The 22,488-nt window shown below is 64.6% G+C and carries 19 protein-coding genes; 5 read left to right on the forward strand and 14 right to left on the reverse strand.

Annotated features, from left to right (window positions below):
* Positions 1-397 precede the first annotated feature (397 nt).
* The 7 genes from dxs to D4754_RS01320 all read right to left on the reverse strand — a co-directional run bounded on the left by dxs (position 398) and on the right by D4754_RS01320 (position 6,546).
* Positions 398-2,326 (reverse strand): 1-deoxy-D-xylulose-5-phosphate synthase, encoded by a 1,929-nt coding sequence (gene dxs / locus D4754_RS01290; protein WP_121060846.1) that lies wholly within the window; start codon positions 2,324-2,326, stop codon positions 398-400.
* Between the two features lie 56 nt (positions 2,327-2,382).
* Positions 2,383-3,249: a polyprenyl synthetase family protein gene (locus D4754_RS01295; RefSeq protein WP_121060848.1), complete on the reverse strand. Its 867-nt coding sequence runs from the start codon at positions 3,247-3,249 to the stop codon at positions 2,383-2,385.
* 3 nt (positions 3,250-3,252) lie between these two features.
* The gene (locus D4754_RS01300; protein ID WP_121060850.1) at positions 3,253-3,501 is read right to left on the reverse strand and encodes an exodeoxyribonuclease VII small subunit; all 249 of its coding nucleotides are present in this window, start codon (positions 3,499-3,501) and stop codon (positions 3,253-3,255) included.
* Entirely contained in the window at positions 3,498-4,424 is a 927-nt protein-coding gene (locus tag D4754_RS01305) for a histone deacetylase family protein (protein WP_121060852.1), read from the reverse strand. Before D4754_RS01305 ends, D4754_RS01300 begins: the two co-directional genes overlap by 4 nt.
* Positions 4,425-4,465: 41 nt before the next feature.
* Positions 4,466-5,251 (reverse strand): delta-class carbonic anhydrase, encoded by a 786-nt coding sequence (locus tag D4754_RS01310; protein WP_121060854.1) that lies wholly within the window; start codon positions 5,249-5,251, stop codon positions 4,466-4,468.
* Positions 5,252-5,335: 84 nt separating this feature from the next.
* Positions 5,336-6,037, reverse strand: coding sequence for a response regulator (locus D4754_RS01315; RefSeq protein WP_121060856.1), 702 nt, complete (start codon positions 6,035-6,037; stop codon positions 5,336-5,338).
* Positions 6,037-6,546: a MarR family winged helix-turn-helix transcriptional regulator gene (locus tag D4754_RS01320; protein ID WP_121060858.1), complete on the reverse strand. Its 510-nt coding sequence runs from the start codon at positions 6,544-6,546 to the stop codon at positions 6,037-6,039. Before D4754_RS01320 ends, D4754_RS01315 begins: the two co-directional genes overlap by 1 nt.
* Before the next feature lie 297 nt (positions 6,547-6,843).
* On the opposite strand from D4754_RS01320, the gene D4754_RS01325 reads away from it, so the two are divergent.
* Together D4754_RS01325 and D4754_RS01330 are read left to right on the forward strand one after the other, a co-directional pair.
* Positions 6,844-7,710: a branched-chain amino acid aminotransferase gene (locus D4754_RS01325; protein WP_121060860.1), complete on the forward strand. Its 867-nt coding sequence runs from the start codon at positions 6,844-6,846 to the stop codon at positions 7,708-7,710.
* Between the two features lie 218 nt (positions 7,711-7,928).
* On the forward strand, positions 7,929-9,212 hold the full coding sequence (locus D4754_RS01330; RefSeq protein ID WP_121060862.1) for an MFS transporter: 1,284 nt from the start codon (positions 7,929-7,931) through the stop codon (positions 9,210-9,212).
* Between the two features lie 230 nt (positions 9,213-9,442).
* Here the strand turns inward: D4754_RS01330 and D4754_RS01335 are convergent, their stop codons facing one another.
* From D4754_RS01335 to D4754_RS01360, 6 genes are all read right to left on the reverse strand, one after another.
* Positions 9,443-10,369, reverse strand: coding sequence for a DMT family transporter (locus tag D4754_RS01335; protein ID WP_121060864.1), 927 nt, complete (start codon positions 10,367-10,369; stop codon positions 9,443-9,445).
* Between the two features lie 119 nt (positions 10,370-10,488).
* Positions 10,489-11,079 (reverse strand): HD domain-containing protein, encoded by a 591-nt coding sequence (locus D4754_RS01340; RefSeq protein ID WP_338031133.1) that lies wholly within the window; start codon positions 11,077-11,079, stop codon positions 10,489-10,491.
* Between the two features lie 74 nt (positions 11,080-11,153).
* A complete protein-coding gene (locus D4754_RS01345; RefSeq protein WP_240453712.1) occupies positions 11,154-11,810 on the reverse strand; it encodes an ABC-type transport auxiliary lipoprotein family protein in 657 nt (218 codons plus the stop codon).
* A complete protein-coding gene (locus D4754_RS01350; RefSeq protein ID WP_121060872.1) occupies positions 11,807-13,942 on the reverse strand; it encodes an MlaD family protein in 2,136 nt (711 codons plus the stop codon). Before D4754_RS01350 ends, D4754_RS01345 begins: the two co-directional genes overlap by 4 nt.
* A gap of 3 nt (positions 13,943-13,945) precedes the next feature.
* Positions 13,946-14,752, reverse strand: a complete 807-nt coding sequence (locus D4754_RS01355; RefSeq protein ID WP_121060874.1) for an ABC transporter ATP-binding protein — start codon at positions 14,750-14,752, stop codon at positions 13,946-13,948.
* Positions 14,752-15,876, reverse strand: a complete 1,125-nt coding sequence (locus tag D4754_RS01360) for an ABC transporter permease (protein WP_121060876.1) — start codon at positions 15,874-15,876, stop codon at positions 14,752-14,754. The genes D4754_RS01355 and D4754_RS01360 overlap by 1 nt, the downstream gene beginning before the upstream one ends.
* Before the next feature lie 184 nt (positions 15,877-16,060).
* Between D4754_RS01360 and D4754_RS01365 the strand changes: the two genes are divergently transcribed.
* On the forward strand, positions 16,061-16,936 hold the full coding sequence (locus D4754_RS01365) for a DMT family transporter (protein ID WP_121060878.1): 876 nt from the start codon (positions 16,061-16,063) through the stop codon (positions 16,934-16,936).
* Positions 16,937-17,008: 72 nt separating this feature from the next.
* On the opposite strand, the gene D4754_RS01370 is transcribed toward D4754_RS01365, so the two are convergent.
* Complete coding sequence (locus D4754_RS01370) at positions 17,009-17,596, reverse strand: TetR/AcrR family transcriptional regulator (protein ID WP_240453713.1); 588 nt, start codon at positions 17,594-17,596, stop codon at positions 17,009-17,011.
* Positions 17,597-17,814: 218 nt separating this feature from the next.
* On the opposite strand from D4754_RS01370, the gene D4754_RS01375 reads away from it, so the two are divergent.
* Positions 17,815-19,149, forward strand: a complete 1,335-nt coding sequence (locus D4754_RS01375) for an efflux RND transporter periplasmic adaptor subunit (RefSeq protein ID WP_121060880.1) — start codon at positions 17,815-17,817, stop codon at positions 19,147-19,149.
* A 9-nt stretch (positions 19,150-19,158) separates the two neighbouring features.
* The gene (locus tag D4754_RS01380) at positions 19,159-22,257 is read left to right on the forward strand and encodes an efflux RND transporter permease subunit (RefSeq protein ID WP_121060882.1); all 3,099 of its coding nucleotides are present in this window, start codon (positions 19,159-19,161) and stop codon (positions 22,255-22,257) included.
* Positions 22,258-22,488 lie beyond the last annotated feature (231 nt).

A 22,488-nucleotide genomic window follows, 5' to 3' on the forward strand; every position in this document is an offset into this window, starting at 1 on the left:
GTCTGCTCCTCCCAAAGAATCTGAATCCATCTTTGCGGGACCCGGGGCCGCGACCCGGCAGGTCCGTCGCGCCTATCGAAGGCAAGATTTCCCCCGCTGTCGAGGGTAGAGCGTGCCTTACGTCGCTCCGGTCAACGCGCGGGGGAACGATTTGGTGCCAAGTCGCCCGCTCGCAGTCCCGGATCCGGGGTCGCTTGGGTGGCGGCGGCAGGGGCGCTGCCCCCGACCGCACCTGACGGCGCGGCCTCCCCCGAGATATTTGGAGACCAAAGAAGCATGGGGAACAGCCGCCGGCTTCTTTGGTCTCCAAATACCTCCGCCGGAGGCAGATCCACATCAGCCGCATACGCTCGGCTTGAAAATCGGGGCCGTAGGGTGCGTTGTCTCCACGCACCATTCACGCCCGCTGTGCGCCGATCCTCGCCACATCCAGTACGTCGAGCACCTTCGCCTCGATATCGGCGGCGTTGAGCCCGGCGGTCGCGTACATGTCGGCCGGGCTGGACTGGTCGATGAAGATGTCCGGCAGAACCATCGAGCGGTATTTCAGGCCGGTGTCGAACGCGCCTTCCTCGGCCAGCACCTGTGCCACGTGGGAGCCGAAGCCGCCGGTAGCGCCTTCCTCGATCGTGATCAGCGCGTCGTGATCGCGGGCAAGGTCAAGGATCAGATCTCGGTCGAGCGGTTTGGCAAAGCGGGCATCGGCCACCGTCGGGCGGATGCCGCGGGCCTCCAGCGCTTCGGCCGCTTCCAGCACTTCCTTCAGCCGCGCGCCGAAGGACAGAAGCGCCACGCCCTTGCCCTCGCGGACGACGCGGCCCTTGCCGATCTCCAGCACCTCACCGGTTTCCGGCATCTCGACGCCCACGCCTTCACCGCGCGGATAGCGGAAGGCGATGGGGCCGTCGTCATGGGCGACGGCAGTGGCGACCATGTGCTTCAGTTCCGCCTCGTCCGCCGCGGCCATCACGACCATGCCGGGGAGGTTCGCAAGGAACGCCGTGTCGAAACTGCCCGCATGGGTCGCGCCATCGGCACCCACAAGGCCCGCGCGGTCGATGGCGAAGCGGACCGGCAGGCGCTGGATCGCCACGTCGTGGACGATCTGGTCGTAGCCGCGCTGCAGGAAGGTGGAATAGAGCGCGCAGAACGGCTTCATCCCGCCCGCCGCCAGCCCGGCGGAGAAGGTCACGGCGTGCTGTTCGGCGATGCCCACGTCGAAACAGCGGCTGGGAAAGGTGTCGGCAAAGCGTTTCAGGCCGGTGCCGTCGGGCATGGCCGCGGTGACGGCAACGATACGGCTGTCGGACCGGGCGTGATCCAGCAACGCATCGCCGAAGACCGAGGTATAGCTGGGCGCGTTCGACGGCGCCTTTTTCTGTTCGCCGGTGACAAGGTCGAAAGTTGCCGTCGCATGGCCGCCATCCCGGGCGCGTTCAGCAGGGGCGTAACCCTTGCCCTTCTTCGTGATCACGTGGATCAGCGTCGGGCCCGTGGCCCGCGCGCGCACCGTGCGCAGGATCGGCAGGAGCTGGTCCATGTCATGCCCGTCGATGGGGCCGATATAGGAAAAGCCCAAGGCCTCGAACAACGTGCCGCCGACGGTCACCGATTTCAGCACTTCCTTGGCGCGCCTGGCGCCCGCACGAAACGGTTCGGGCAGCATGGAAACGGCGCCCTTGGCGGCAGCCTTCAGGTCTTGGAACGGCGCTTCGGCGTAAAGGCGCGAGAGGTAAGACGACAGCGCGCCCACCGGCGGCGCGATCGACATCTCGTTATCGTTCAGGATCACGAACAGGCGGCGGTTCAGGTGGCCTGCGTTGTTCATCGCCTCGAAGGCCATGCCGGCGCTCATGGCGCCATCGCCGATGATGGCCACCGCATCGCCCAGGCCTTCCGGCGTCAGGCCGCCAAGGTCGCGCGCGACGGAAAAGCCCAGCGCCGCGCTGATGGACGTTGAAGAATGCGCCGCGCCGAACGGATCGTAGGGCGATTCCGACCGCTTGGTGAACCCCGACAGCCCGTCCTTCTTGCGCAGGGTGCGCATGCGGTCGCGGCGGCCGGTGAGGATCTTGTGCGGATAGGCCTGGTGGCTCACGTCCCAGACGATCTTGTCCTTCGGCGCTTGGAACACGGCGTGGATCGCGACCGTCAGTTCAACAACTCCAAGGCCCGCGCCCAGGTGCCCCCCGGTTTCCGACACGGCCGAAATCGTCTCGGCGCGAAGTTCATGCGCCAGCTGGGTCAGCTGCGTGTCCGAAAACTGGCGCAGATCGGCCGGGCTATCGACAAGATCCAGAAGCGGGGTGGTCGGGCGGTCGGACATCGGTTCCTCGGGACAGGCTGGCCTTATGCTTGGCGGATCTGGCTTCTGTGGCGCGGTCAGGCGTCGCGCGCAATGGTAAAACGGGCGGCGTCCTTAAGCACAACCGCCCGCGGGCCATAAGGTTCAAGGGCGGCGCAGGCTTCTTCGACAAGGCTTGCCGCGCGCCGGCGCGCGCCGTCCAGCCCCAGATGGGTGACGAAGGTCGCCTTGCCGGCATCGGCATCCTTGCCCACGCGCTTGCCCGCGGCGGTACTGTCGCCGGTCACGTCAATGATGTCGTCCGCGATCTGAAAGGCAAGGCCCATGGCGGCGGCATAGGCGGCCAGCGGCCGGGTGTCGGCGCCAGCCAGCACTGCGCCGGCGGTGGCGGACCATCCGAACAGCGCGCCCGTCTTGCCGGCTTGAAGCGCCGTGATCTCGTCCAGCGTCAGCGGGGTTTTCGCGGATTCGGCGGCGATGTCGCGGGCCTGCCCCAGCACCATGCCGCGCGCGCCGCCGGCCTGCGCGAGGCTGCGGGTCAGCGCGATGCGGGTGTCGGCGGGGCCGGTTTCGGGATGGGTGACCAGATCGAAGGCCAGCGCCTGAAGCGCGTCACCCGCCAGAACCGCCGTCGCCTCGTCCCAGGCGACATGAACGGTGGGGCGGCCGCGGCGCATGTCGTCGTCGTCCATCGCGGGCAGATCGTCATGAACCAGCGAATAGGCGTGCAAGGCCTCGATCGCGCAGGCGGGCCATATAGCCGAGGCTTCGGACACGTCGTGCAGCCGGGCGCTTTCCAGCACAAGAAACCCGCGCAGACGCTTGCCGCCTTCGGCCGCATGGGCCATCGCCTCCGCCACGTCGCTGCGCGGCAGATCGGACAGGACAGCGGCCAGGTGGGCGCCAATTGCCGACGCGTCTTCGGCCAGCCGTTGGGTGAACATGGGCTAGTGCCCTTCGACCGGCGTCGTTCCGGTAGGGGTCCCGTCGGCGTCGAGCGTGATGGCGGCGATCTTTTCCTCGGCGCGCTTCAGCTCTTCCTCGCAGCGCTTCTTCAGCGCGGCGCCGCGTTCGTAGAGGTCGATGGACGCGTTCAGCGGCACGTCGCCCCGTTCCAGGCGGTCCACGACGCTTTCCAGTTCCTTCATCGACTCTTCAAAGGACATTTCGGTCACAGGGCGGGGGGTGTCGGTCATGATCCGGCCTTCATCAGCTCGTCTACGTGGGCCTTGGCCGAAGCGGCCAGCCCGGCGAGGTCATAGCCGCCTTCCATCACCGATACCACCTTGCCGTCGCAACATTCCGCCGCGATGGCGCAGATCTGCTGGGTGAGCCAGGCGAAATCCTCGACCTTCCAGTACAACTGGGCCAGCGGGTCGTTGGCATGGGCGTCAAACCCGGCCGAAACGATGATCAGTTCCGGGTTGAATTCCTTCAGGCGCGGGAAGGCTTCAGATTCGTAGACCCGGCGCATCTCGGCCCCGCCCGAACCGGGGGGCAGCGGCATGTTCAGCACGTTGTCATGCGCGCCGGTTTCGTTGGCGCGGCCGGTGCCCGGGAACAGCGGGATCTGCTGTGACGAGATGAACAGCGACCGCGGTTCGTCCCACAAGAGATCCTGCGTGCCGTTGCCGTGGTGGACATCGAAATCGACCACCGCAACACGGGACAGGCCATGGTAATCCAGCGCATGTTTCACCGCCAGCGCCGCGTTACCGAACAGGCAAAAGCCCATGGCGGTCGAGGTTTCGGCGTGATGGCCCGGGGGGCGCGTGGCGCAGAAGGCGTTCTGGACCTCATCGCCCAACACCATGTCGACGGCCTTGACCGCGGCGCCCGCCCCGCGGAACGCTGCGTCGAGCGAGCCGGGCGACAGGTACGTGTCGCCGTCGACCGTGTTGATCCCTTCGGCCGGTGTGTTGCGGCGCAGATCGGCAAGGTAGCTGGCAGGGTGGATCCGCAGGATGTCGTCATCCGCGGCCAGTGGCGCCGTGACCCGTTTCAGATCAAGGCCTTCCAGCACGTGCAGAACATGTTCCAAACGCGCCACCCGTTCAGGGTGGCCTTCGGGCGTGACATGTTCAAGGCAATCGGCGTGGGTCAGAAGCGCTGTTGTCATGACGCGACGCTACCAAGCGCGGCGAGACCCTTCAAGCGCGCCTATTCGATCGGGGCCAAAAGCTCCAGCGAGGTGACCAGCGGCCGGACGCCATGGCTGTGATCCTCTTCGAAGACGTTCCCGTTCACCACCCAGTTCAGAAGCGAACGGTAGTTCACCTTCAGGCACATCGGCCGGACCGACCACGTGACCTGCAGTGGGGAGCAGATGGCGTGGTTGTAGCTTGTCCCGGTGGTAGAACCCCGGAACACGACCGGCGGGCCGGTCACTTCGGGCAACGCCCGCGGCTGCGGCCGGCCATTCGACATGTGGCCCTGGTGGACATAGTCCATGAAATCTTCAGCGCGGTCGTCGTTCACGACCAGGAAGACCTGGCTTTCCACCCGCAGCACCGGGTTGGCGCAGGCCTTCGACAGGCATGATCCCAGGCCCGGCCCCGGCGTGACATCGCACGAGCTGAAGACCCAGTGCACTTCGATCGTGTCGCCGGGCTTCACGCCCTTGAACGCGCCGCGCCCGTGGGCGGGATCTTCCAGTTCCTGGGCGGTCAGGTTTTCCGTTTCATTGCACTTCCACCCGCCATGCGGGCCATCACCGGCGGAAACCGAAAATCCCGGCCCCCGGTGTTCGGCATTGGTATGGGTATGGATGTTGCACAGGTTCATGTCCGTGCGCGCCGGCGCCATCGGGAAGCTCTGCGTGTTCCGTCCCTTGGGCATGGAGATATCCCGCGGCGTCTGTGGCCCGTAACCACGGCAGATCTGGGCGGCCTGCGCCGGCAACGCCAGCGGCAACGCGACAAGAAAGGCAATCAACATGCGGATCATGGCCAGATTCCTTACCTAAAGGAGCACTCTCTCCGAGTGTGCCTGAAGGAGATTAAGGAACCCCTTTCGGTACAGCCGTCGCCGTCAGTCCGGCGCCAGCATGTAGCCCGCCCCGCGCACCGTCTGCAGGTAGCGGGGCTGTTTAGGATCAGCTTCGATCTTGCGTCTGAGGCGGGTGATCTGCACGTCCACCGCGCGTTCCTGCGCCTGCCCCCGGTCACGGCCAAGGTCTTCGACTAGCTTGGTCCGGCTGATCACTTCGCCAGGGCAGGCCGAGAAGATGCGCATCAACTGGCTTTCCGTCGCCGTCAGGTGAACGATGTCGGTGCCCTGCCACATCTCTCCGCGTTCCATGTCATAGCGGATGTCACCCAGCGTCAGGATCTTGGGCCCGGTCGATTCCTGCGTCACCTCGGGCATGCGGCGCAGGATGGCGTTGATGCGCAACAGCAGCTCGCGCGGTTCGAACGGCTTCACAAGGTAATCGTCGGCCCCGGCCTCCAGCCCCGCGATGCGGTCATCGGTTTCCCCCCGCGCCGTCAGCAGCAGGATCGGGGTCGTCCGGGTTTCGCGGATTGCGTGGGTCAGCGACACGCCGTCTTCCCCCGGCATCATCACGTCGAGCACGATCATGTCGAAATCCAGACCGTCCAGCACGCGCCGCGCATGGGCCGCATCGCGGGCCGAGGTGACAAGGAAACCGTTCCGGCGCAGGAACTTCTTCAGCAGGTCGCGGATCCGTTCGTCATCGTCCACGATCAGCAGGTGCGCATCCAGTGCCGTCATCACGCGCGGTCCTTCAGGGTCGAATACACGCGGTGTGTATCGGCGTTCATCATGGCTTCCAGCACCCGGCGGAACCCGGCGACGGCTTCCGGCCCGGCATCGCGATACGCCTTGCGCATCCGGGCGCGCTGCGCTTCGGACAGGCGGGATTCAAGATCCTTGCCGGCGTCGGTCAGATGCAGGTGCCGTTCGCGCCGATCGGTATTGCCGACACGGCTTTCCACCAGCCCCTGTTCCACCAGCGCGCGCAGCACGCGGTTCAATGACTGCTTGGTCACGCCAAGGATCGCCAGAAGGTTGTTCACCGTCGTCCCCGGCGCGCGGTTGATGAAATGGATCGCCCGGTGATGCGCCCGGCCCAGACCGAGGTCCGCCAGGATCATGTCCGGATCGGCTGTGAACCCGCGATAGGCAAAGTACATCGCCTCGATCCCCTGCCGGAGCTGTTCGTCCGTCAGGAAGAGAAGATCGCCTCCGCCCGGGATCTGTACGGCCCGCCCGCTCGTCATGCCGTGTTACCCCTTGTTTCCCATCGGTCTCTCCCGTCCCGCGCACTGTGTGATGCGCGAAGAATTCTCCCTTGTCACCCGCCAATTCCCGCTTTACTGGCGCCCGCCAGAGCGGGATTTGGGCCAATTTAAGTCAGCCTCGTTGACATTCCAAGAGTGAAAGGCTATCGAGTCGCCGCATGAACGTAATATTGTGTCCGCTTTCGACCCTATTGCGCAATCATTGCAAAAATCGAGGGGCCGGTCGGTAACCACCGGGCCGGAGTGACTGACAGACCGCAGCTAAGGAACGGGCCCATGCCGGGATATGACGAACTGGAAGGCAAGATCTGGATGGACGGCCAGATGGTCGACTGGAAGGACGCGAAGATTCACGTACTGAGTCACGCGCTGCACTATGCCTCGGCGGTATTCGAGGGCGAGCGGTCCTATAACGGCAAGATCTTCGCCTCGCGCGCCCATTCCGAACGACTGAAGAACTCGGCCCAGCTGATGGACTTCGACATTCCCTATTCGGTCGATGAGATCGAGGAGGCGAAAGCCGCCGTCCTGAAGGCCAACAACCAGTCCGACGCCTATGTGCGTGCCTTTGCATGGCGCGGCGCGGGCGAGGACATGGGCGTATCGGCGATCCGCAACCCCGTCCGCATGGCCATCGCGTCGTGGCAGTGGGGCGCGTATTACGGCGACGCCAAGATGAAGGGCGCCAAGCTCGACATCTCGAAATGGAAACGGCCCAGCCCGGAAACGATCCCGTCGAAGGCAAAGGCCGCCGGGCTTTACATGATCTGCACGATGTCCAAGCACGCGGCCGAGGCCAAGGGCTGTTCCGATGCGCTGATGATGGATTACCGCGGCTACGTGGCCGAGGCGACGGGCGCCAACATCTTCTTCACCAAGGACGGCGAAGTGCATACGCCCAAGGCCGACTGCTTCCTTGACGGGATCACCCGCAAGACGGTGATGGGCATGCTGGAAGAGCGCCAGATCAAGGTGCACGAACGCCACATCATGCCGGAAGAGCTGGAAGGCTTCGAACAGTGCTGGCTGACCGGCACCGCGGCGGAAGTGACCCCGGTGGGCCAGATCGGCACCTACAACTTCGAAGTGGGCACGATGGCCCGCGACATCGCGGAAGGCTACGAAAAGCTCGTCCGCGCCTGATCTTCGCGTTCAAGGACGACCGAACAGAAGCCCCGGTGCCCCGTGCGCCGGGGCTTTTTCGTGTCTGCCGCCTGCCCTTCGCACACAAGACGGCCCGGCAACGATCAGATGTTTTTTCCCCGCCCGGGGGTCGCAAAAGGCGAAACCCGTTGTAACGTGAGTTCAAAACCAAGGTACCAAGTGACGTGTAACGAGTAAAAACAGGGGGTAAGTACGCCATGGCGCTGTCAGATCGCGCGAAGACAATCCTATCCGGGGCCGCGGGCAATATCGTCGAATGGTTCGACTTTGCCGTTTACGGCTACCTCGCGGCCATCATCGGTCACAACTTCTTTCCATCCGAAGATCCGTTCGTGTCGACCGTTGCCGCCTTCGGCACCTTCGCCGCCGGGTACCTGATGCGGCCCATCGGCGGGGCGTTCTTCGGCTATATCGGCGACCGGTACGGTGAACGGGTTGTCCTGCTGTGGTCGGTGCTGATGATGGGCGGGGCATCGGGACTGATCGCGATAATGCCGACCTATGCCGAGATCGGGTATTTCGCCTCCATCGGGCTGGTGATGCTGCGGATGATCCAGGGGTTCTCGGTTGGTGGAGAGTTCACCGGGTCCATCGTCTATCTTGTAAAATCGGCCCGCAGATCGCAGCGCGGGATCGTTGGCGCGACGGCCAATACCGGTGCGATCCTGGGTTTTCTTGTCGGATCGGGGGTGGCCGCGATCCTGACGACAACGCTGTCGTCCGAGGACATGCACCAGTGGGGCTGGCGCATTCCCTTCGCGATCGGCGTGCTGATCGCGGGGCTCGCGTTCTTCATGCGGACCGGCGGGCTGACCTCGGGCGAGGAGGAGGAGGAAGACGACGGCACGGCCCAGGAGATCGAGGAAGAGGACGACGATATCTCGGTCGGGCATGCGCTGAAGCATTACTGGCCGATCATCCTGAAGTTCCTGCCGCTGGTGGCGGCGACGAACATTGCCTTCTACGCGATGTTCACCTTCTCGATCGATTTCATGTCGACGCATTACCACGTCAAGGAATCGCTGGTTCTCGACATCAACACGCTGAACATGGGGCTCATGGCGCTGTTCATCCTGCTGGGCGGCTGGCTGGCCGACAAGCTGGGGCGCAAGCCCGTGCTGCTGCTGACGATGGGATCGCTGGTGGTGCTGTCGCTGCCGTTTTCCTGGCTGATGTTCCATTCCGATCCGACGATGATCTTCCTGGGCCAGCTTGGCTTCGCCGCGATGTGCGGTTTCGGACTTGGGGTGAACCCGGTGACGCTGGTGGAATGGGCCCCGCACAACGCGCGGAACACGGTGATTTCGGTCGGCTACAATATCACGCTGGCGATCTTCGGCGGCACGACGCCGGTCGTGGCGGCATGGCTGATCAAGGAGACCGATTTCGTTTTCTCGCCCATCCTCTACATCATGGTCGTCGCCGCGATCGCCTTCGGGGTGGTGGTGATGTCGAAGGAAACGAAGGGGAAGCATCTCTGAAGGGATGCAGATCACGCGCCATCCGACATTCATCCGACGAGAGAAGGGCAGCGCCCGAGCCTGGGTGGGCGCTTGCCACGAGGGGTCTGGAGTGAGGCGTCCTTGTCCCGCGCTGCATTGGTTCGGAGGGGACATCACCCATGCGCCCTCCCGGGGGAGGGTCGGGGGCGGCCCGGGGTGCCCCCGGGTCAAACGACAAGTGAATGTCGGGACGCCGGGGGCACGGTTCACTACCCCTTCTGGTCCGCCATCCCGCGCTGGCGGGCGCGTTCCAGCCCCAGTTGGCGTTCGCGCCAGATGACCAGCGCGTTCCCCGCGATCACCAGCGCGGCACCCGACAGAACCATCACCGTCGGCACCTCGGAAAACCAGACATACCCGATCACCAGCGCGAACAGCATCGAGCTGTAATCGTAGGGCGCCAAGAACGACGCCGGCGCGTAGCGGTACGAGAACGTGATCAGGATCTGCCCCGCCCCGCCGATGATCCCCGTAAGAATAAGCAGCACCAGCGTCTGCCCGTCGGGCACGACCCAGCCGAAGGGCAGCGTGAACAGCGCCGCGACGGTCGAGGTCAGCGTGAAATAGAAGACGATTGTCGCAGGCTTTTCCGTCGTGACCATCCGCCGGACGTGGATCTGCACATAGGCCCGCGCCGCCGTGGCCCCCAGAATGCACAGCGCGCCGACGGCTGCCATGTCTGCCGCCGCAAGGCCGTTGCCCAGCCGCGGCCAGATCATGATCACGACACCGACAAGGCCGATTCCCACGGCCGAAATCCGGATCGCCCGGATCTTTTCCCCAAGGATGATCGCCGCGAGGATGACCACGAACAGCGGCGCGGCAAAGGTGATCGCCGTCGCCTCGGGCAGCGAGATCATGCCAAGACCGGCAAACATCAGCCCCATCGCCAGCGTCCCGATCACTCCGCGGATGATGTGGTCGAGAGGCCGCGCCGTCTTCAATCCGTCCTGCAGCTCTCCCCTCGCGATCAGCGGGATCAGGATCAGCGGAAAGGCGAAGAACGACCGGAAGAACACGGCCTCCCCCGCCGGAACCGTGTCCGAAAGGGCCTTCACGATCGCCGACATCACGCTGAACAGGAAGATCGCCGACAGGTACAGCCCCGCGCCACGCGCCGGTTTGTGAGAGGTCATGGGGGTCGATGCAGGTGTCGGCATGGCCGCGACCCTGCGCTTGTGCCGGAAAAAGTACAATGGGATTGAGCCAATTCGAGGGATCCGGCAACCCGGCTATTCCCGGGCTGCAAGGCCCGTCACATCTGCTCCATCAGCTCCGCGTGACGCGCGGTGAAGGCCGCGCGCACCTCCAGCGGGGGGCGCAGACGGATCTGGCAGGCAGCGACCGACGCCTCGTCGGGGCGGCCGAAGAACTTCGTGGCCTCGGTCCGGGTGAAGCCCGCGATCTCCACCGCTTCCATCCAGGCGCTGACCTTGTCGGCGCGTTTGATCTGCTGCTTCACCGTCTTGGGCAGCATGGCCGGCAGCCCGAACCGCAGGTGGATCGCGGCGGCCAGCCTGTCGTCGAGGTCACCGTACCCCGCGCCGACCGCGGCCTTGACCGGCGAGATCATGTCACCGATCACGTATTCGGGTGCGTCGTGCAGAAGGGCCGCCAGACGCCATTTCACCGGCGCACTGGGAGCGATCCGGGCGAAGATCTCTTCCACCAGCAGGGAATGTTCGGCGACCGAATAGGCGAAATCACCCTTCGTCTGCCCGTTCCAGCGGGCGACGAAGGCCAGGCCATGGGCGATGTCCTCGATCTCGATATCCAGCGGAGTCGGATCGAGCAGGTCGAGCCTGCGGCCCGACAGCATCCTTTGCCATGCCCGTGCCTGTTTCAAATCACGCCCCCGATCTCGTTTCGGGCCGGGTCATGCCGCCAAAAAGGCCGGGCCGCAAGCCCCGCTTCCACCGCTTACTCGTAGGACGCGGAGCGGGGCGGATACTTGCCGGAATGCGCCGCCACACGCCGGATCGTCCATTCCACAGCGTCGCGCATCGCATCGCCCAGCGCTTCGTCGAAGGCCTTCACGATATCGGGGGTCTCGTCGCTGACCGAGATCACGGCCTCCTCGAAAGAAGACGAGGCGATGATGTGATCGTCATAGGCCTCCAGCACCTTGATGTTCAGCCGCACGTCGACCTGCAGCACCGTAGGATCCCCTTCGGCGGAAATCACCTGCGCCTGGAACTCCCGCAGGTCGGTGATCACCGTGTAATCGGCCCGGATGCCAACGGCCGACTGCCCGACCGAGGACACCTTGCCCGTGTTCTCGAAGCTTTCGATCAGCAGGCTCTGCACGATCAGCGGCGCCCGGTCGACCCAGCGGCCTTCGGACACGTACTGGACCTGAAGCGGCGTCGGCTGCACCGCGATCCGGTTGGTATTCACCGCGGCCGAGGCTGTCGGTTCCTCGACCACGATCTGGACGCCCAGGTTCGGAAGGTTCCTGGCGAAGGTGCTTTTCGGCGTCAGCAGGTACAGGTCGGTCGGCGTGGTCACGCCCAGCCCGGCACAGGCGCCGGTCACCAGGACGATCAGAAGGGCGGGGACAAAACGGGGATACATCATCTGCGGAAAGTCGATCCTTGCGTACCAAGGAGGAACCGGGCCGGATCGCGTTCGATCCGATCGGCCAGCCGCTCCAGATTGATGACCAGGCGGCGCGCTTCCTCGATAAAGCCAAGAAGCTGCGGCAGTCCGAGACGAAGGAATTCGGACACCTGACGGCGGTTCTCCTGCACGATGGAATTGACCGTGCCCAGCAGGTCGGCGGCCGAGCTTGACACCACCCGCACATCGGCGGTCACGGCGTCGACCTCCTGCGCCACCTTGTTGATGGACTGGGTCATGTTGTCGACCGACGTGTGAATGTTGCTGATCATCGGCTGCAGGTCTTCGGTGATCGCGTTGTTGGCCAGGCTGAACGTCTTCTGCGCGGTGGCCAGCGTGCCGTTTGCCGTGGTGACCGCCGTGTTGACGACCGACAGCGTTTCGTTCGCATTGGTCATCACGCTGGTCACGGATTTCAGTGCATCCTGCGCATCCACCGTGATCCCGTCGATCCGGCCCGAGATCTTGGTAACGTCCGCGCCCACGGTCTGGATCACGGAATTCGCCGTGTCCGCCGCCTGGGTGACGTTCTGCATCACGCCCGGAAGATCGCGTTGCACCGTTTCGTTGATCGTTGCGACCGATTTCTGGACCTCGGCCATGGCGGCGCTGATATCCTCGACCATCTTGGTGCCGGTGCCGAAGGTCAGATCGTAAAGATAGTCCGATGTCTTTTCGACCGACACCATGGTCTTCGTGGTCTGATCGATCGCGGTGTCGATATCCTGAAGCGTCTTCTGCGCCTCGTCCAGACGGTCGGTGGCGGCGGTGATCATCTTCTGGCCGGACTCGCTGAGCTCCCGCGCCTGCTGATCGACGAAGTTCAATGTCGTCGTGGCCTGCTCCACCAGCGGCGGCAGCGTGTCCTGGGTCAGCGTCTGGATCGACGCCAGCGACTGCGTTGCCTGATCGGCCAGCGGCTTGCCCTGCTCTTCGATGAACTTCGTGGCTGCGTCCGATGTCGTCTTCACCGAATCCAGCGTCGTGTTCGCCTGCTGGGTCGCGGTGTTGAAATTGTCGATCAGTTCCTTCGACTGTTCGGCCCGCTGCTGGATCTCGTCGCCCACCTTCGTGTAGCGCGCGATAAGCGATGTCGCTTCGCCCGCAAGGGTGTCCACGTGTCCGTCGAGCGATTTCACCGTGTTCTCGATACCCGTCATCAGCTGCGGCAGGCGCGCATTGGCGAAGGTTTCGGCCGCCTTCAGCGTCGTGTCGACAACCGGCGTCAGCGTCTGGACCGTCTCGTTCACGGTGGCGGCCGCCGCGGCGCCGCTTTTCAGCATCTCGGCCACGTCGCCCTTCATCAGCTGGTCGGCGGTGTCGAAGGTCGTCTTGGCGCTGTTCAGCGTCGCCTCGACCGTACTGATGGCGCCTTCGGCCTTCTTGATGGCAGTGTCGGCGGTCTCCAGCGTCGTCGTCGCGGTGTTGAGCGTGGTCTGGGCGGTGTCCGACAGGGTCTTCAATTCGCCCGTGAAATTCGAGATTTCCTTGGACGCGGCCGATATATCCTTCGACAGGCCCTCGAATTCGCCCATGACCGTATCGACCTTCTCGGACGCCGAGGACAGGTTCGACAGAAGATCCGTCACCGCCTGCTGGTTCTGGGTGCTTACGACATTGTTCAGCTTGTCCAGCAGGTCGACTGCCTTGTTCAGCAATTCCGGCGCACCTTCGAAGATCGATTGCAGCGGGGATCGCTTGGACGGGATCACGCTGAATTCGGCCAGTGGCTTGCCGCCGGGGTTGTCGTTCTGAAGCGACACATAGCTGACCCCGGTCACGCCCTGGCTTTCCAGCACGGCCACCGTTTCGGTGGTGATCGGCGTCTTCTCTTCCACTTCCAGCCGGACGCGGACGCGCGACGGATCCTTGTCGTCAAGGTTCAGCGACACGACCTGGCCCACCTTCAGGCCGTTGTACCGCACGTCGCCTGCCGTCCCCAGCCCAGCGACGCTTTCGAACAGGACATCGTAGTAGGCATATTGCTGATCGGTGCTGAACTTTGCCAGCCACAGAAGGAAGGCGAACGCCCCGATCAGACCCACAAGCGTAAAGGCCCCGATCAGCACGAAATTCGCACGCGTCTCCATGCCTTACCCCTTGCCCTGTGCTGCACGGGCCCGCGGCCCGGTGAAATATTCCTGTACCCACGGATGATCGATTTCGGTCATCATCTCGATGGGGCCGGTGACCAGAACCTTCTTTTCGGCCAGAACCGCGATACGGTCGCAGATCGCGTACAGACTGTCGAGGTCATGGGTCACCATGAACACCGTCAGACCCAGCGACCGCTGCAATTCCCCGATCAGGTTGTCATAGGCCGCGGCCCCCACGGGATCGAGCCCCGCCGTCGGTTCGTCCAGAAACACGATTTCCGGGTCGAGCGCCAGCGCCCGCGCCAGTGCCGCGCGTTTCTTCATGCCGCCCGAAAGCTCGGACGGGTACTTGTCGCCCGCGTAGTAGGGCAGGCCCACCATCGAGATCTTGAGTTCCGCCAGCGATTTCATGATGTGGTGCGGCAGCTTCAGATGCTCGCGCATCGGCGCCATGACGTTCTGCAGAACCGTCAGCGACGAAAACAGCGCACCGTCCTGGAACGCGACGCCCCAGCGCTTTTCCACCTCGCGCCGTTCCTTTTCCGAGGCATGGAGAACATCGACGCCCAGCACCTCGATCGAGCCTTCGGCCGGGCGGTTCAGCCCGACGATGGTCCGCAGCATCACCGACTTGCCGGTGCCCGACCCGCCGACGATGCCCAGCACCTCTCCCTTCATGACATCCAGATCGAGGTTCTCGTGCACCACCTGCCGGCCGAACTGGTTCTTCAGCCCACGTACGCGGATGGCGACCTCGTCCGTCTGGGCGTTGTCTTCGCCAAGGGGGGTGTTCGCGCCGTCCATCAGACACCCATTTCCGAGAAGAAGACCGAAAACAGCGCGTCGAGCGCAATGACAAGGAAGATCGACTGCACCACCGACGCGGTGGTCCGCTGCCCCACGCTGACGGACGAGCCTTCAACCTGAAACGCCTGCCAGATCGAGATCACGCCGATCACCAGGGCGAAGAACGGCGCCTTGATCATGCCGATGGCCAGCTGCCAGACGCCGACATCGGCATAGAGGCGGGAAATGAACAGGCCGGGGCTGATGCCAAGGTCGATCCAGCTCATCAATCCGCCGCCGAACAGGCCCGCGATATTGGCGATGAAGCCAAGGATCGGCAACATGATCAGCAGGGCAAGAATACGCGGCACGGCCAGAACCTCGATCGGATCAAGGCCCAGCGTCCGCATCGCGTCGATTTCTTCCTGCAGCTTCATGGAGCCGACGGAGGCGGTGAACGCCGACCCCGACCGGCCCGCCACGATGATCGCGGTCAGAAGGATCCCCAGTTCCCGCAGGACGGACACGGCGATCAGGTCGACAACGAAGACCTCGGCCCCGAACTGCCGCAATTGCGCCGCGCCCTGAAAGGCCAGGACCACGCCGATCAGGAAGCCCATCAGCGCCACGATGGGCACGGCCTTCAGCCCGGTTTCCTCCATCTGCGTGAAGAGCGCGGCAAAGCGCAGCCGCCACGGCCGCAGCAACACGCCCACGAGCCGCGTCAGGATCAGCCCGAAGAAGCTCAGAAGCGACACGACCGACTTGCCGGCATCCACCGTTCCGCGGCCGGTACGGTCGAGGAGGGGAATGAAACCGGTCGGCGGCGCTTCGGGGGATTCATCCTCCGGGATTGCCTTGGTCACGGCGGCCATCAGGGCGGCCTGATCGTCGGACGCGCCGACAATCGTCACGGACCGGCCCTCGGCCTCCAGCCGCGTCTTCAGATCGGCGATCAGCCACGCACCGCCGGTGTCCAGCGCGTCGGCACCGGACAGGTCGATTTCCAGATCCGACGTATTCGATGGAATCGACGGCATAGCCCGTTCGACGGTGCCCAGCGCCGCGGTCAGCAGCTTGCCGGTCACGCGCAGGACGGGCCTTTCGGCGTCCTGGTCGAGCATTATTGATGCCATAGCCATGCGCTTTAGCAGAAGGGTGTCTGCCCCCAAGTCACAACCGCGAATCGTCGGTATCTTAACGATTTATCTTCCAAGGGTGCCCCAAGGCTACACCAATGCCGCAACGGCGAAATTCCGCCCGGGTTGCGGCTGCGGCGGATTTGCGAAAAGGGTGCGCGGGTCACAGCATTCCGGGGGACGCGTCATGGACATCCGCAGCATAGCCATGGGGCTGGCCTTTGCCCTGATGTGGTCTTCGGCCTTCACGTCGGCCCGGATCATCGTGGCCGACGCCTCGCCCCTCTATTCGCTGGCGATGCGCTTCCTGATTTCCGGCCTGATCGGCGTGGGGATCGCGCTGGCACTGGGGCAAAGCTGGAAACTGTCCCGCGCGCAGTGGAAAGCGACCATCGCCTTCGGCATCTGCCAGAACGCGCTGTATCTTGGCCTGAACTTCGTCGGCATGCAGACGGTGCAGGCCTCGCTGGCTTCGATCATCGCGTCGTCGCTGCCGCTGCTGGTGGGGCTGGCCAGCTGGCTGATCTTCCGCGAGAAGATCAAGCCGCTGGGCATTCTGGGGCTGATCCTTGGCTTTGGCGGTGTGGCGCTGATCATGGGATCGCGCATTTCCGCCGGTGTGGACCTGTACGGGGTCATGTTGTGCTTCATCGGTGCGCTGGCGCTGGCGGTCGCGACGCTTTCGGTGCGCGGCGCCACGTCGGGCGGGAACTTCATGATGGTCGTGGGCCTGCAGATGCTGATCGGCGCGGCGTGCCTGTTCGCCGTGGCGATCCCGTTCGAGCCGCTGCGGGTCAATCCCACATGGCCGCTGTTCTGGGCGTTCCTTTACACGACGCTGGTGCCGGGCTTGACGGCCACATTCGTCTGGGTGCTGCTGCTGGACCGCATCGGCGCCGTGCGCGCGGCGACGTTCCATTTCCTGAACCCGGTCTTCGGCGTGGGCATCGCGGCGGTGTTGCTTGGCGAGGCGCTGGGGCCGCTGGATATCGTGGGTGTCCTGATCACGACGGCGGGGATCCTTGCGGTGCAGGTGTCGCGCAGGCCCGGGCAGGTGGCGTAGTTGCCACCGTGCGTGGGGACGTTGTCCCCACACCCCTGAGGTATTTTCGGACCAAAAAAGACTGGCGCGGGCTTACCTGACCCCGTTCAGGAACACCGACAGTCCGTATTCGAACCGGCGTTGCCAGGCCTTGGTCGGTGGACGGTGCGTCGGGTCGACCAGCGCTTCCAGGATTGGCAGGTGCAACATGTCCATCAGGAGGTCCGCGGCCTCGTCCGTGTCGGGGATGGCCAGTTCGCCACGGGCACAAGCGCGGTCCAGCTCGTGGCGGATGCGGGCCTGCTTGTTGCGGCGGCCTTCCTCGATGCAGCGTCGGCTGAGTTGCGGGTGGTTCGCCGCCTCGACCACCGCAAGGCGCAGGAGCGCCACGGGCAGGTCCCAGGCGTCGTCCGGCGCGTCGAAGTGGAACAGCTCGCGCAGCCTGTCGGCGATGCCGCCGTCTTCATCGACGGGGCCGGCCTCGTATTGGGCGAAATGCTGGTCGACGAAGGCCACGAACAGGCTGTCGCGGTCCTGGAACAGGCCATAGAGCGTCTGCTTCGACATGCCCGCGCGCCGGGCGATGGCCGACATCGTCATGCCTTCAAGCCCCACCTCGCGGAAGAGGTCGCCCAGCGCCGCGAAGATGATCTGCCGACGCTGTTCCGCGTCGATGACCACCGGGCGCCCCTTGCGCGGTTGATCGGCGGCAACATTTGTGCCCTTGTTTTGAGCAGGTTTATGCAAACTGCGCCTCCGTGCACGTGTTCTGTTCTCTGGTGCAGTGGGAATCCGCTTGCGGACCGACCACAACCATAATTATGAGACTCGCGAGTCTTGTAAGTTTTCCTTGGACGCACGCCAAGCGTTTTCACGGAAAAAGGAATGAGGAGCCGTCCATGGCCCATACATATGTGTCCGCCCTGCGTGCGGTCCTTGCCGTCTTCGTGCTTCTGGGCCTCCCCGGCGGTTCCGCCGTGGCGCAGCAGGGTACCCCGCCGCCGCCGGCCGTGACGGTTGTGACGCTGCAGCCGCAGGACCTGACCCTGACCTCGACCCTGCCGGGCCGGGTGCGCGCCTCGGCCGAGGCCGAAGTGCGCCCGCAGGTCAACGGGATCGTGCTGAGCCGCCAGTTCAAGGAAGGCACGACCGTTGAAGAGGGCGATGTTCTTTACGAGATCGATCCCACGACCTACCAGGCCGCGGTCGCGCAGGCGCAGGCCGCGTTGAATTCGGCCAAGGCGCAGCTGGACGCCGCCAACCGCGACTTCCAGCGGACCTCGACCCTGTCGGAACGGGGCGTGTCGACCCAGCAGGCCAATGATGAGGCCGAATCCAACCGCGATATCGCCCGCGCGCAGGTCGCCGTTGCCGAAGCCGCGCTGCAGGCCGCCCAGATCGAACTCGACCATACCCGGATCAAGGCGCGCCTGTCGGGCCGCATCGGCCTGTCCGAGATCACGCAGGGCGCGCTGGTCACCGCCAGCCAGGCGACGCCGCTGACGACGATCCGGAAGATCGACACCGTTTACGTGGACGTGACCCAGTCGGCCGCCGACATGCTGGCGTGGCGCCGCGGCACGGCGATCGATCCCGATGCGTCGGAAAAGGTCGCCCTGACCCTCGCCGATGGCTCCACCTACGGGCACGAGGGCCTGCTGACCGCGGCCGAACCGCATGTGGACGAACGTACCGGCGTGGTCGTGCTGCGGATCGAATTCGACAACCCCGACACGCTGCTGCTGCCGGGCATGTACGTGCAGGTCGAAATGCCGACCGCTTTCGTGGAAAACGCTTTTCTCGTGCCCCAGGAGGCCGTGACGCGGGACCGGCGCGGCAATCCCCAGACGCTTGTGGTGGGCGCTGACGGGATTGTCGCGCAGCGGCAACTGACCGTGTTGCAGGATCAGGGCCCGAACTGGGTCGTGACCGAAGGTGTCGAGCCCGGCGACCGGGTAATCGTGGCCGGGCTGCAGCGCGCCGGACCGGGCGCACAGGTCACGCCGCAGGAACGTGCAGCGCCGGAAGGTGCGGCGACCGCCCCGGCACAGGCCGCGACCCCGGCAACGCCCGCTCAGGGTGCGGCCGAGGCATCGCCTGATGCCGGAAGTACTGATGGCGCCGCTCCGGCAGCACCGGCAGCGGAAACGACCGATGGCGATGCGACGCAAGATGCCACAGCGCCTGCCGCTGGCAGCGACGGGGCCGCATCCAGCGGCGCCGCAAACGAATAGGGCGCCCCAATGGCTCGTTTCTTCATCGACAGGCCCATCTTCGCATGGGTCATTTCCATCATCATCATGGGTGTCGGCGTCCTGTCGATCGTGACGCTGCCGATCGCGCAGTACCCGCAGATCGCGCCGCCCTCGATCTCGATCCGGGCGGTCTATCCGGGCGCGTCTGCACAGACGGTGGCCAATACCGTGACGCAGGTCATCGAACAGCAGATGACCGGGCTGGACGGCATGCGCTACATGTCGTCGAATTCGTCATCCTCGGGCGCGGCATCGATCACGCTGACCTTCGAGACGGGCACCGACCCGGACATCGCCCAGGTGCAGGTGCAGAACAAGCTGTCACAGGCCACGCCACTTCTGCCTGAAAGCGTGCAAAGACAGGGCGTCACGGTTGAAAAATCATCGGCCGGGTTCCTGATGGTGGTCTCGCTGATCTCTCCAGATGGCAGCCTGGACGAGACCGACCTGGCCGATTACCTGCAGACAAATATCGTCGACGAGATGTCGCGGATCGAAGGCGTGGGGTCGGTCCAGGTGTTCGGGTCGCAATACGCGATGCGGATCTGGCTGGACCCGGCGAAGCTGATCTCCTACGGGCTGACGCCGTCGGACGTGGTGTCGGCCGTCAGCCAGGAGAACGCGCAGATCTCGGCCGGGGCCTTCGGCAACCGCCCGACGCGGGACGGCCAGATGCTGAACGCGACGATCACCGCGCAATCGCTGCTGCAAACGCCCGAGGATTTCCGCCAGATCGTGCTGAGGGCCGAGGAAAACGGCGGGCTGGTCCTGCTGGATGACGTGGCCGAGGTCGAGATCGGGGCCGAGAATTATTCCACCGCGGCCACCTATAACGGGCAGCCGGCGTCCGGCATGGCGATCAGCCTTGCGCCCGGTGCGAACGCGCTGAACACGTCGGAACAGGTCACCCAGCGGATCGAGGAATTCGCGGAGTTCTTCCCCGAAGGCATTGACTACGTCATCCCGTACGACACCACGCCCTTCGTCGAGATCTCGATTGAATCGGTGATGCACACGCTGATCGAGGCCATCGTGCTGGTGTTCTTCGTGATGTTCCTGTTCCTGCAGAACCTGCGGGCCACACTGATCCCGACGCTGGCCGTGCCGGTGGTGCTGTTGGGCACCTTCGGGGTGCTCGCGGCGATGGGGTTCACCATCAACACGCTGACGATGTTGGCCATGGTGCTGGCCATCGGTCTTCTGGTCGACGATGCCATTGTGGTGGTCGAAAACGTCGAACGGGTGATGGAGGAAGAGGGCCTGTCCCCCCTTGAAGCGACGCGCAAGTCGATGGGCCAGATCACCGGCGCGCTGATCGGGATCGCCATGGTCCTGTCGGCGGTGTTCGTGCCGATGGCGTTCTTCGGCGGATCGACCGGCGTGATCTACCAGCAGTTCGCGATCACCATCGTTTCGGCCATGGCGCTGTCGGTGCTGGTGGCCCTGACGCTGACGCCCGCGCTTTGCGCCACGATGCTGAAGCAGAGCCACGGACCCAAGCGCGGCCTGTTCGGGCTGTTCAACCGTGGCTTCAGCGCGACGACGCGGGGCTATGGCGGGATTGTACAGTTCCTTGTGAAAAGGCCGTTCCTTGGCATCCTGATCTATGCGGTGCTGGTCGCCGGCATGGTGGTGATGTTCATGCGCACGCCCACCGGCTTCCTGCCGGACGAAGATCAGGGCATCATGTTCGTGATGATCCAGGGCCCCACCGGCGCCACGCTGGAACGGACCGAGGATGTCGTCGAACAGGTCCAGCAGTACTTTCTGCAGAACGAACCCGACGCGGTCGAAGCCGTGTTCGGCGTCGCGGGCTTCGGCTTTGCCGGGCAAGGGCAGAACATGGGCCTGGCCTTCGTGCGGATGAAGGACTGGTCGGTCAGGGAAAACCCCGCGCTTTCGGTGCAGGCCGTGGCCGGGCGGGCCTATGGTGCGCTGTCCCAGATCCAGGACGCAATGGTCTTCCCGATTGTGCCGCCCGCGGTGACGGAGCTTGGCAACGTGTCCGGCTTCGACATGTTCCTGCAGGCGAGGGGTGGCCAGACGAACGAAGAGCTTACCGCCGCCCGCAACCAGCTTCTTGGGATGGCGGCACAAAGCGAGCTTCTGACCGGGGTGCGCCCCAACGGTCTGGAGGACGCCGCGCAGTTCAACCTCGATATCGACTGGCGCAAGGCCGGGGCGATGGGGGTCACGGCGGCCAATGTGTCAACGCTCCTGAACATCGCGTGGGCGGGCGCCTACGTGAACGACTTCATCGACCGCGGCCGGATCAAGCGGGTCTATGTTCAGGGCGATGCCGAAAGCCGGTCGACCCCGTCGGACATGGACAAATGGCGCGTGCGCAATGCGTCAGGCGGTCTGGTGCCGCTCTCCAACTTCTCGGAAGGGAATTGGCAGCAGGGGCCGCAGGGCGTCTACCGCTACAACGGCGTGCCCGCGATGCAGATCCAGGGCAGCCCCGCACCCGGCGTGACGACGGGCGAGGCGATGGTGGAAATGGAACGCCTCGCCGCGCAACTCCCCGAAGGTTTCGGCCTGTCATGGACCGGCCTGTCGCTGGAGGAACGCGAATCCGGAAACCAGGCGCCGTTGCTCTATGCGCTGTCGTTGGCGGCGGTGTTCCTGTCACTGGCCGCGCTTTACGAAAGCTGGTCGATCCCGTTTGCGGTGATGCTGGCCATGCCCATCGGCGTGCTGGGCGCGCTGGCGGGCGCATGGCTGGGCGGGTTCGAGAACGGCGTGTTCTTCCAGGTGGGCCTGCTGACCGTCATCGGCCTGACAGGGAAGAACGCGATCCTGATTGTCGAATTTGCGCGCGAGCGATTGGATTCGGGCGAAGACCTGCTGAAAGCCACGGTCGAGGCCGCCAAGCAGCGCTTCCGGCCGATCATCATGACCTCGATGGCGTTTTCGCTGGGGGTCGTGCCGCTGGTGATCTCGACCGGCGCGGGTTCCGGCGGGCGGAACGCCATCGGCTCGGGCGTGCTGGGGGGGACGATCTCGTCCACTTCGCTGGGGATCCTGCTGGTGCCGCTGTTCTTCGTGGTGGTGGTGCGGCTGTTCACCCGCAAACGCAAAGCCTGACGCGCGATCCCCCGGGGCGGCCATCCCGCCCCGGGGGCAACATGCCCAGTTTTTAAACATTTCCCGCAAAGCGGGGCGGGGTTTCGGGCCGGAAAACGGCTTGGAGCCCTTGTTTTTCAGGACGAGGCGCACCCAGGCGGTGTGGCCACGAATTGTCACACAGCTTTATCCGAACTGTCACAAAACATGGCAGAAACTGCTGCAGGTTCCCGACGCAATTCACCAACCGAA

This window comes from Chachezhania antarctica (genome assembly GCF_003646465.1).
GTDB classification, from domain to species: Bacteria; Pseudomonadota; Alphaproteobacteria; order Rhodobacterales; family Rhodobacteraceae; genus Chachezhania; species Chachezhania antarctica.

Excerpts from the sequence above, each read along its gene's own strand:
- D4754_RS01355 (WP_121060874.1), bottom strand. The coding sequence starts at position 14,752 with ATGGACGGCGCGAACACCCCCCTTGGCGAAGACAACGCCCAGACGGAC.
- D4754_RS01335 (WP_121060864.1), bottom strand. The coding sequence starts at position 10,369 with ATGACCTCTCACAAACCGGCGCGTGGCGCGGGGCTGTACCTGTCGGCG.
- D4754_RS01325 (WP_121060860.1), top strand. The coding sequence starts at position 6,844 with ATGCCGGGATATGACGAACTGGAAGGCAAGATCTGGATGGACGGCCAG.
- D4754_RS01330 (WP_121060862.1), top strand. The coding sequence starts at position 7,929 with ATGGCGCTGTCAGATCGCGCGAAGACAATCCTATCCGGGGCCGCGGGC.
- D4754_RS01350 (WP_121060872.1), bottom strand. The coding sequence starts at position 13,942 with ATGGAGACGCGTGCGAATTTCGTGCTGATCGGGGCCTTTACGCTTGTG.
- D4754_RS01365 (WP_121060878.1), top strand. The coding sequence starts at position 16,061 with ATGGACATCCGCAGCATAGCCATGGGGCTGGCCTTTGCCCTGATGTGG.
- D4754_RS01345 (WP_240453712.1), bottom strand. The coding sequence starts at position 11,810 with ATGATGTATCCCCGTTTTGTCCCCGCCCTTCTGATCGTCCTGGTGACC.
- D4754_RS01375 (WP_121060880.1), top strand. The coding sequence starts at position 17,815 with ATGGCCCATACATATGTGTCCGCCCTGCGTGCGGTCCTTGCCGTCTTC.
- dxs (WP_121060846.1), bottom strand. The coding sequence starts at position 2,326 with ATGTCCGACCGCCCGACCACCCCGCTTCTGGATCTTGTCGATAGCCCG.
- D4754_RS01320 (WP_121060858.1), bottom strand. The coding sequence starts at position 6,546 with ATGACGAGCGGGCGGGCCGTACAGATCCCGGGCGGAGGCGATCTTCTC.
- D4754_RS01295 (WP_121060848.1), bottom strand. The coding sequence starts at position 3,249 with ATGTTCACCCAACGGCTGGCCGAAGACGCGTCGGCAATTGGCGCCCAC.
- D4754_RS01305 (WP_121060852.1), bottom strand. The coding sequence starts at position 4,424 with ATGACAACAGCGCTTCTGACCCACGCCGATTGCCTTGAACATGTCACG.
- D4754_RS01360 (WP_121060876.1), bottom strand. The coding sequence starts at position 15,876 with ATGGCTATGGCATCAATAATGCTCGACCAGGACGCCGAAAGGCCCGTC.
- D4754_RS01315 (WP_121060856.1), bottom strand. The coding sequence starts at position 6,037 with ATGACGGCACTGGATGCGCACCTGCTGATCGTGGACGATGACGAACGG.
- D4754_RS01310 (WP_121060854.1), bottom strand. The coding sequence starts at position 5,251 with ATGATCCGCATGTTGATTGCCTTTCTTGTCGCGTTGCCGCTGGCGTTG.
- D4754_RS01380 (WP_121060882.1), top strand. The coding sequence starts at position 19,159 with ATGGCTCGTTTCTTCATCGACAGGCCCATCTTCGCATGGGTCATTTCC.
- D4754_RS01300 (WP_121060850.1), bottom strand. The coding sequence starts at position 3,501 with ATGACCGACACCCCCCGCCCTGTGACCGAAATGTCCTTTGAAGAGTCG.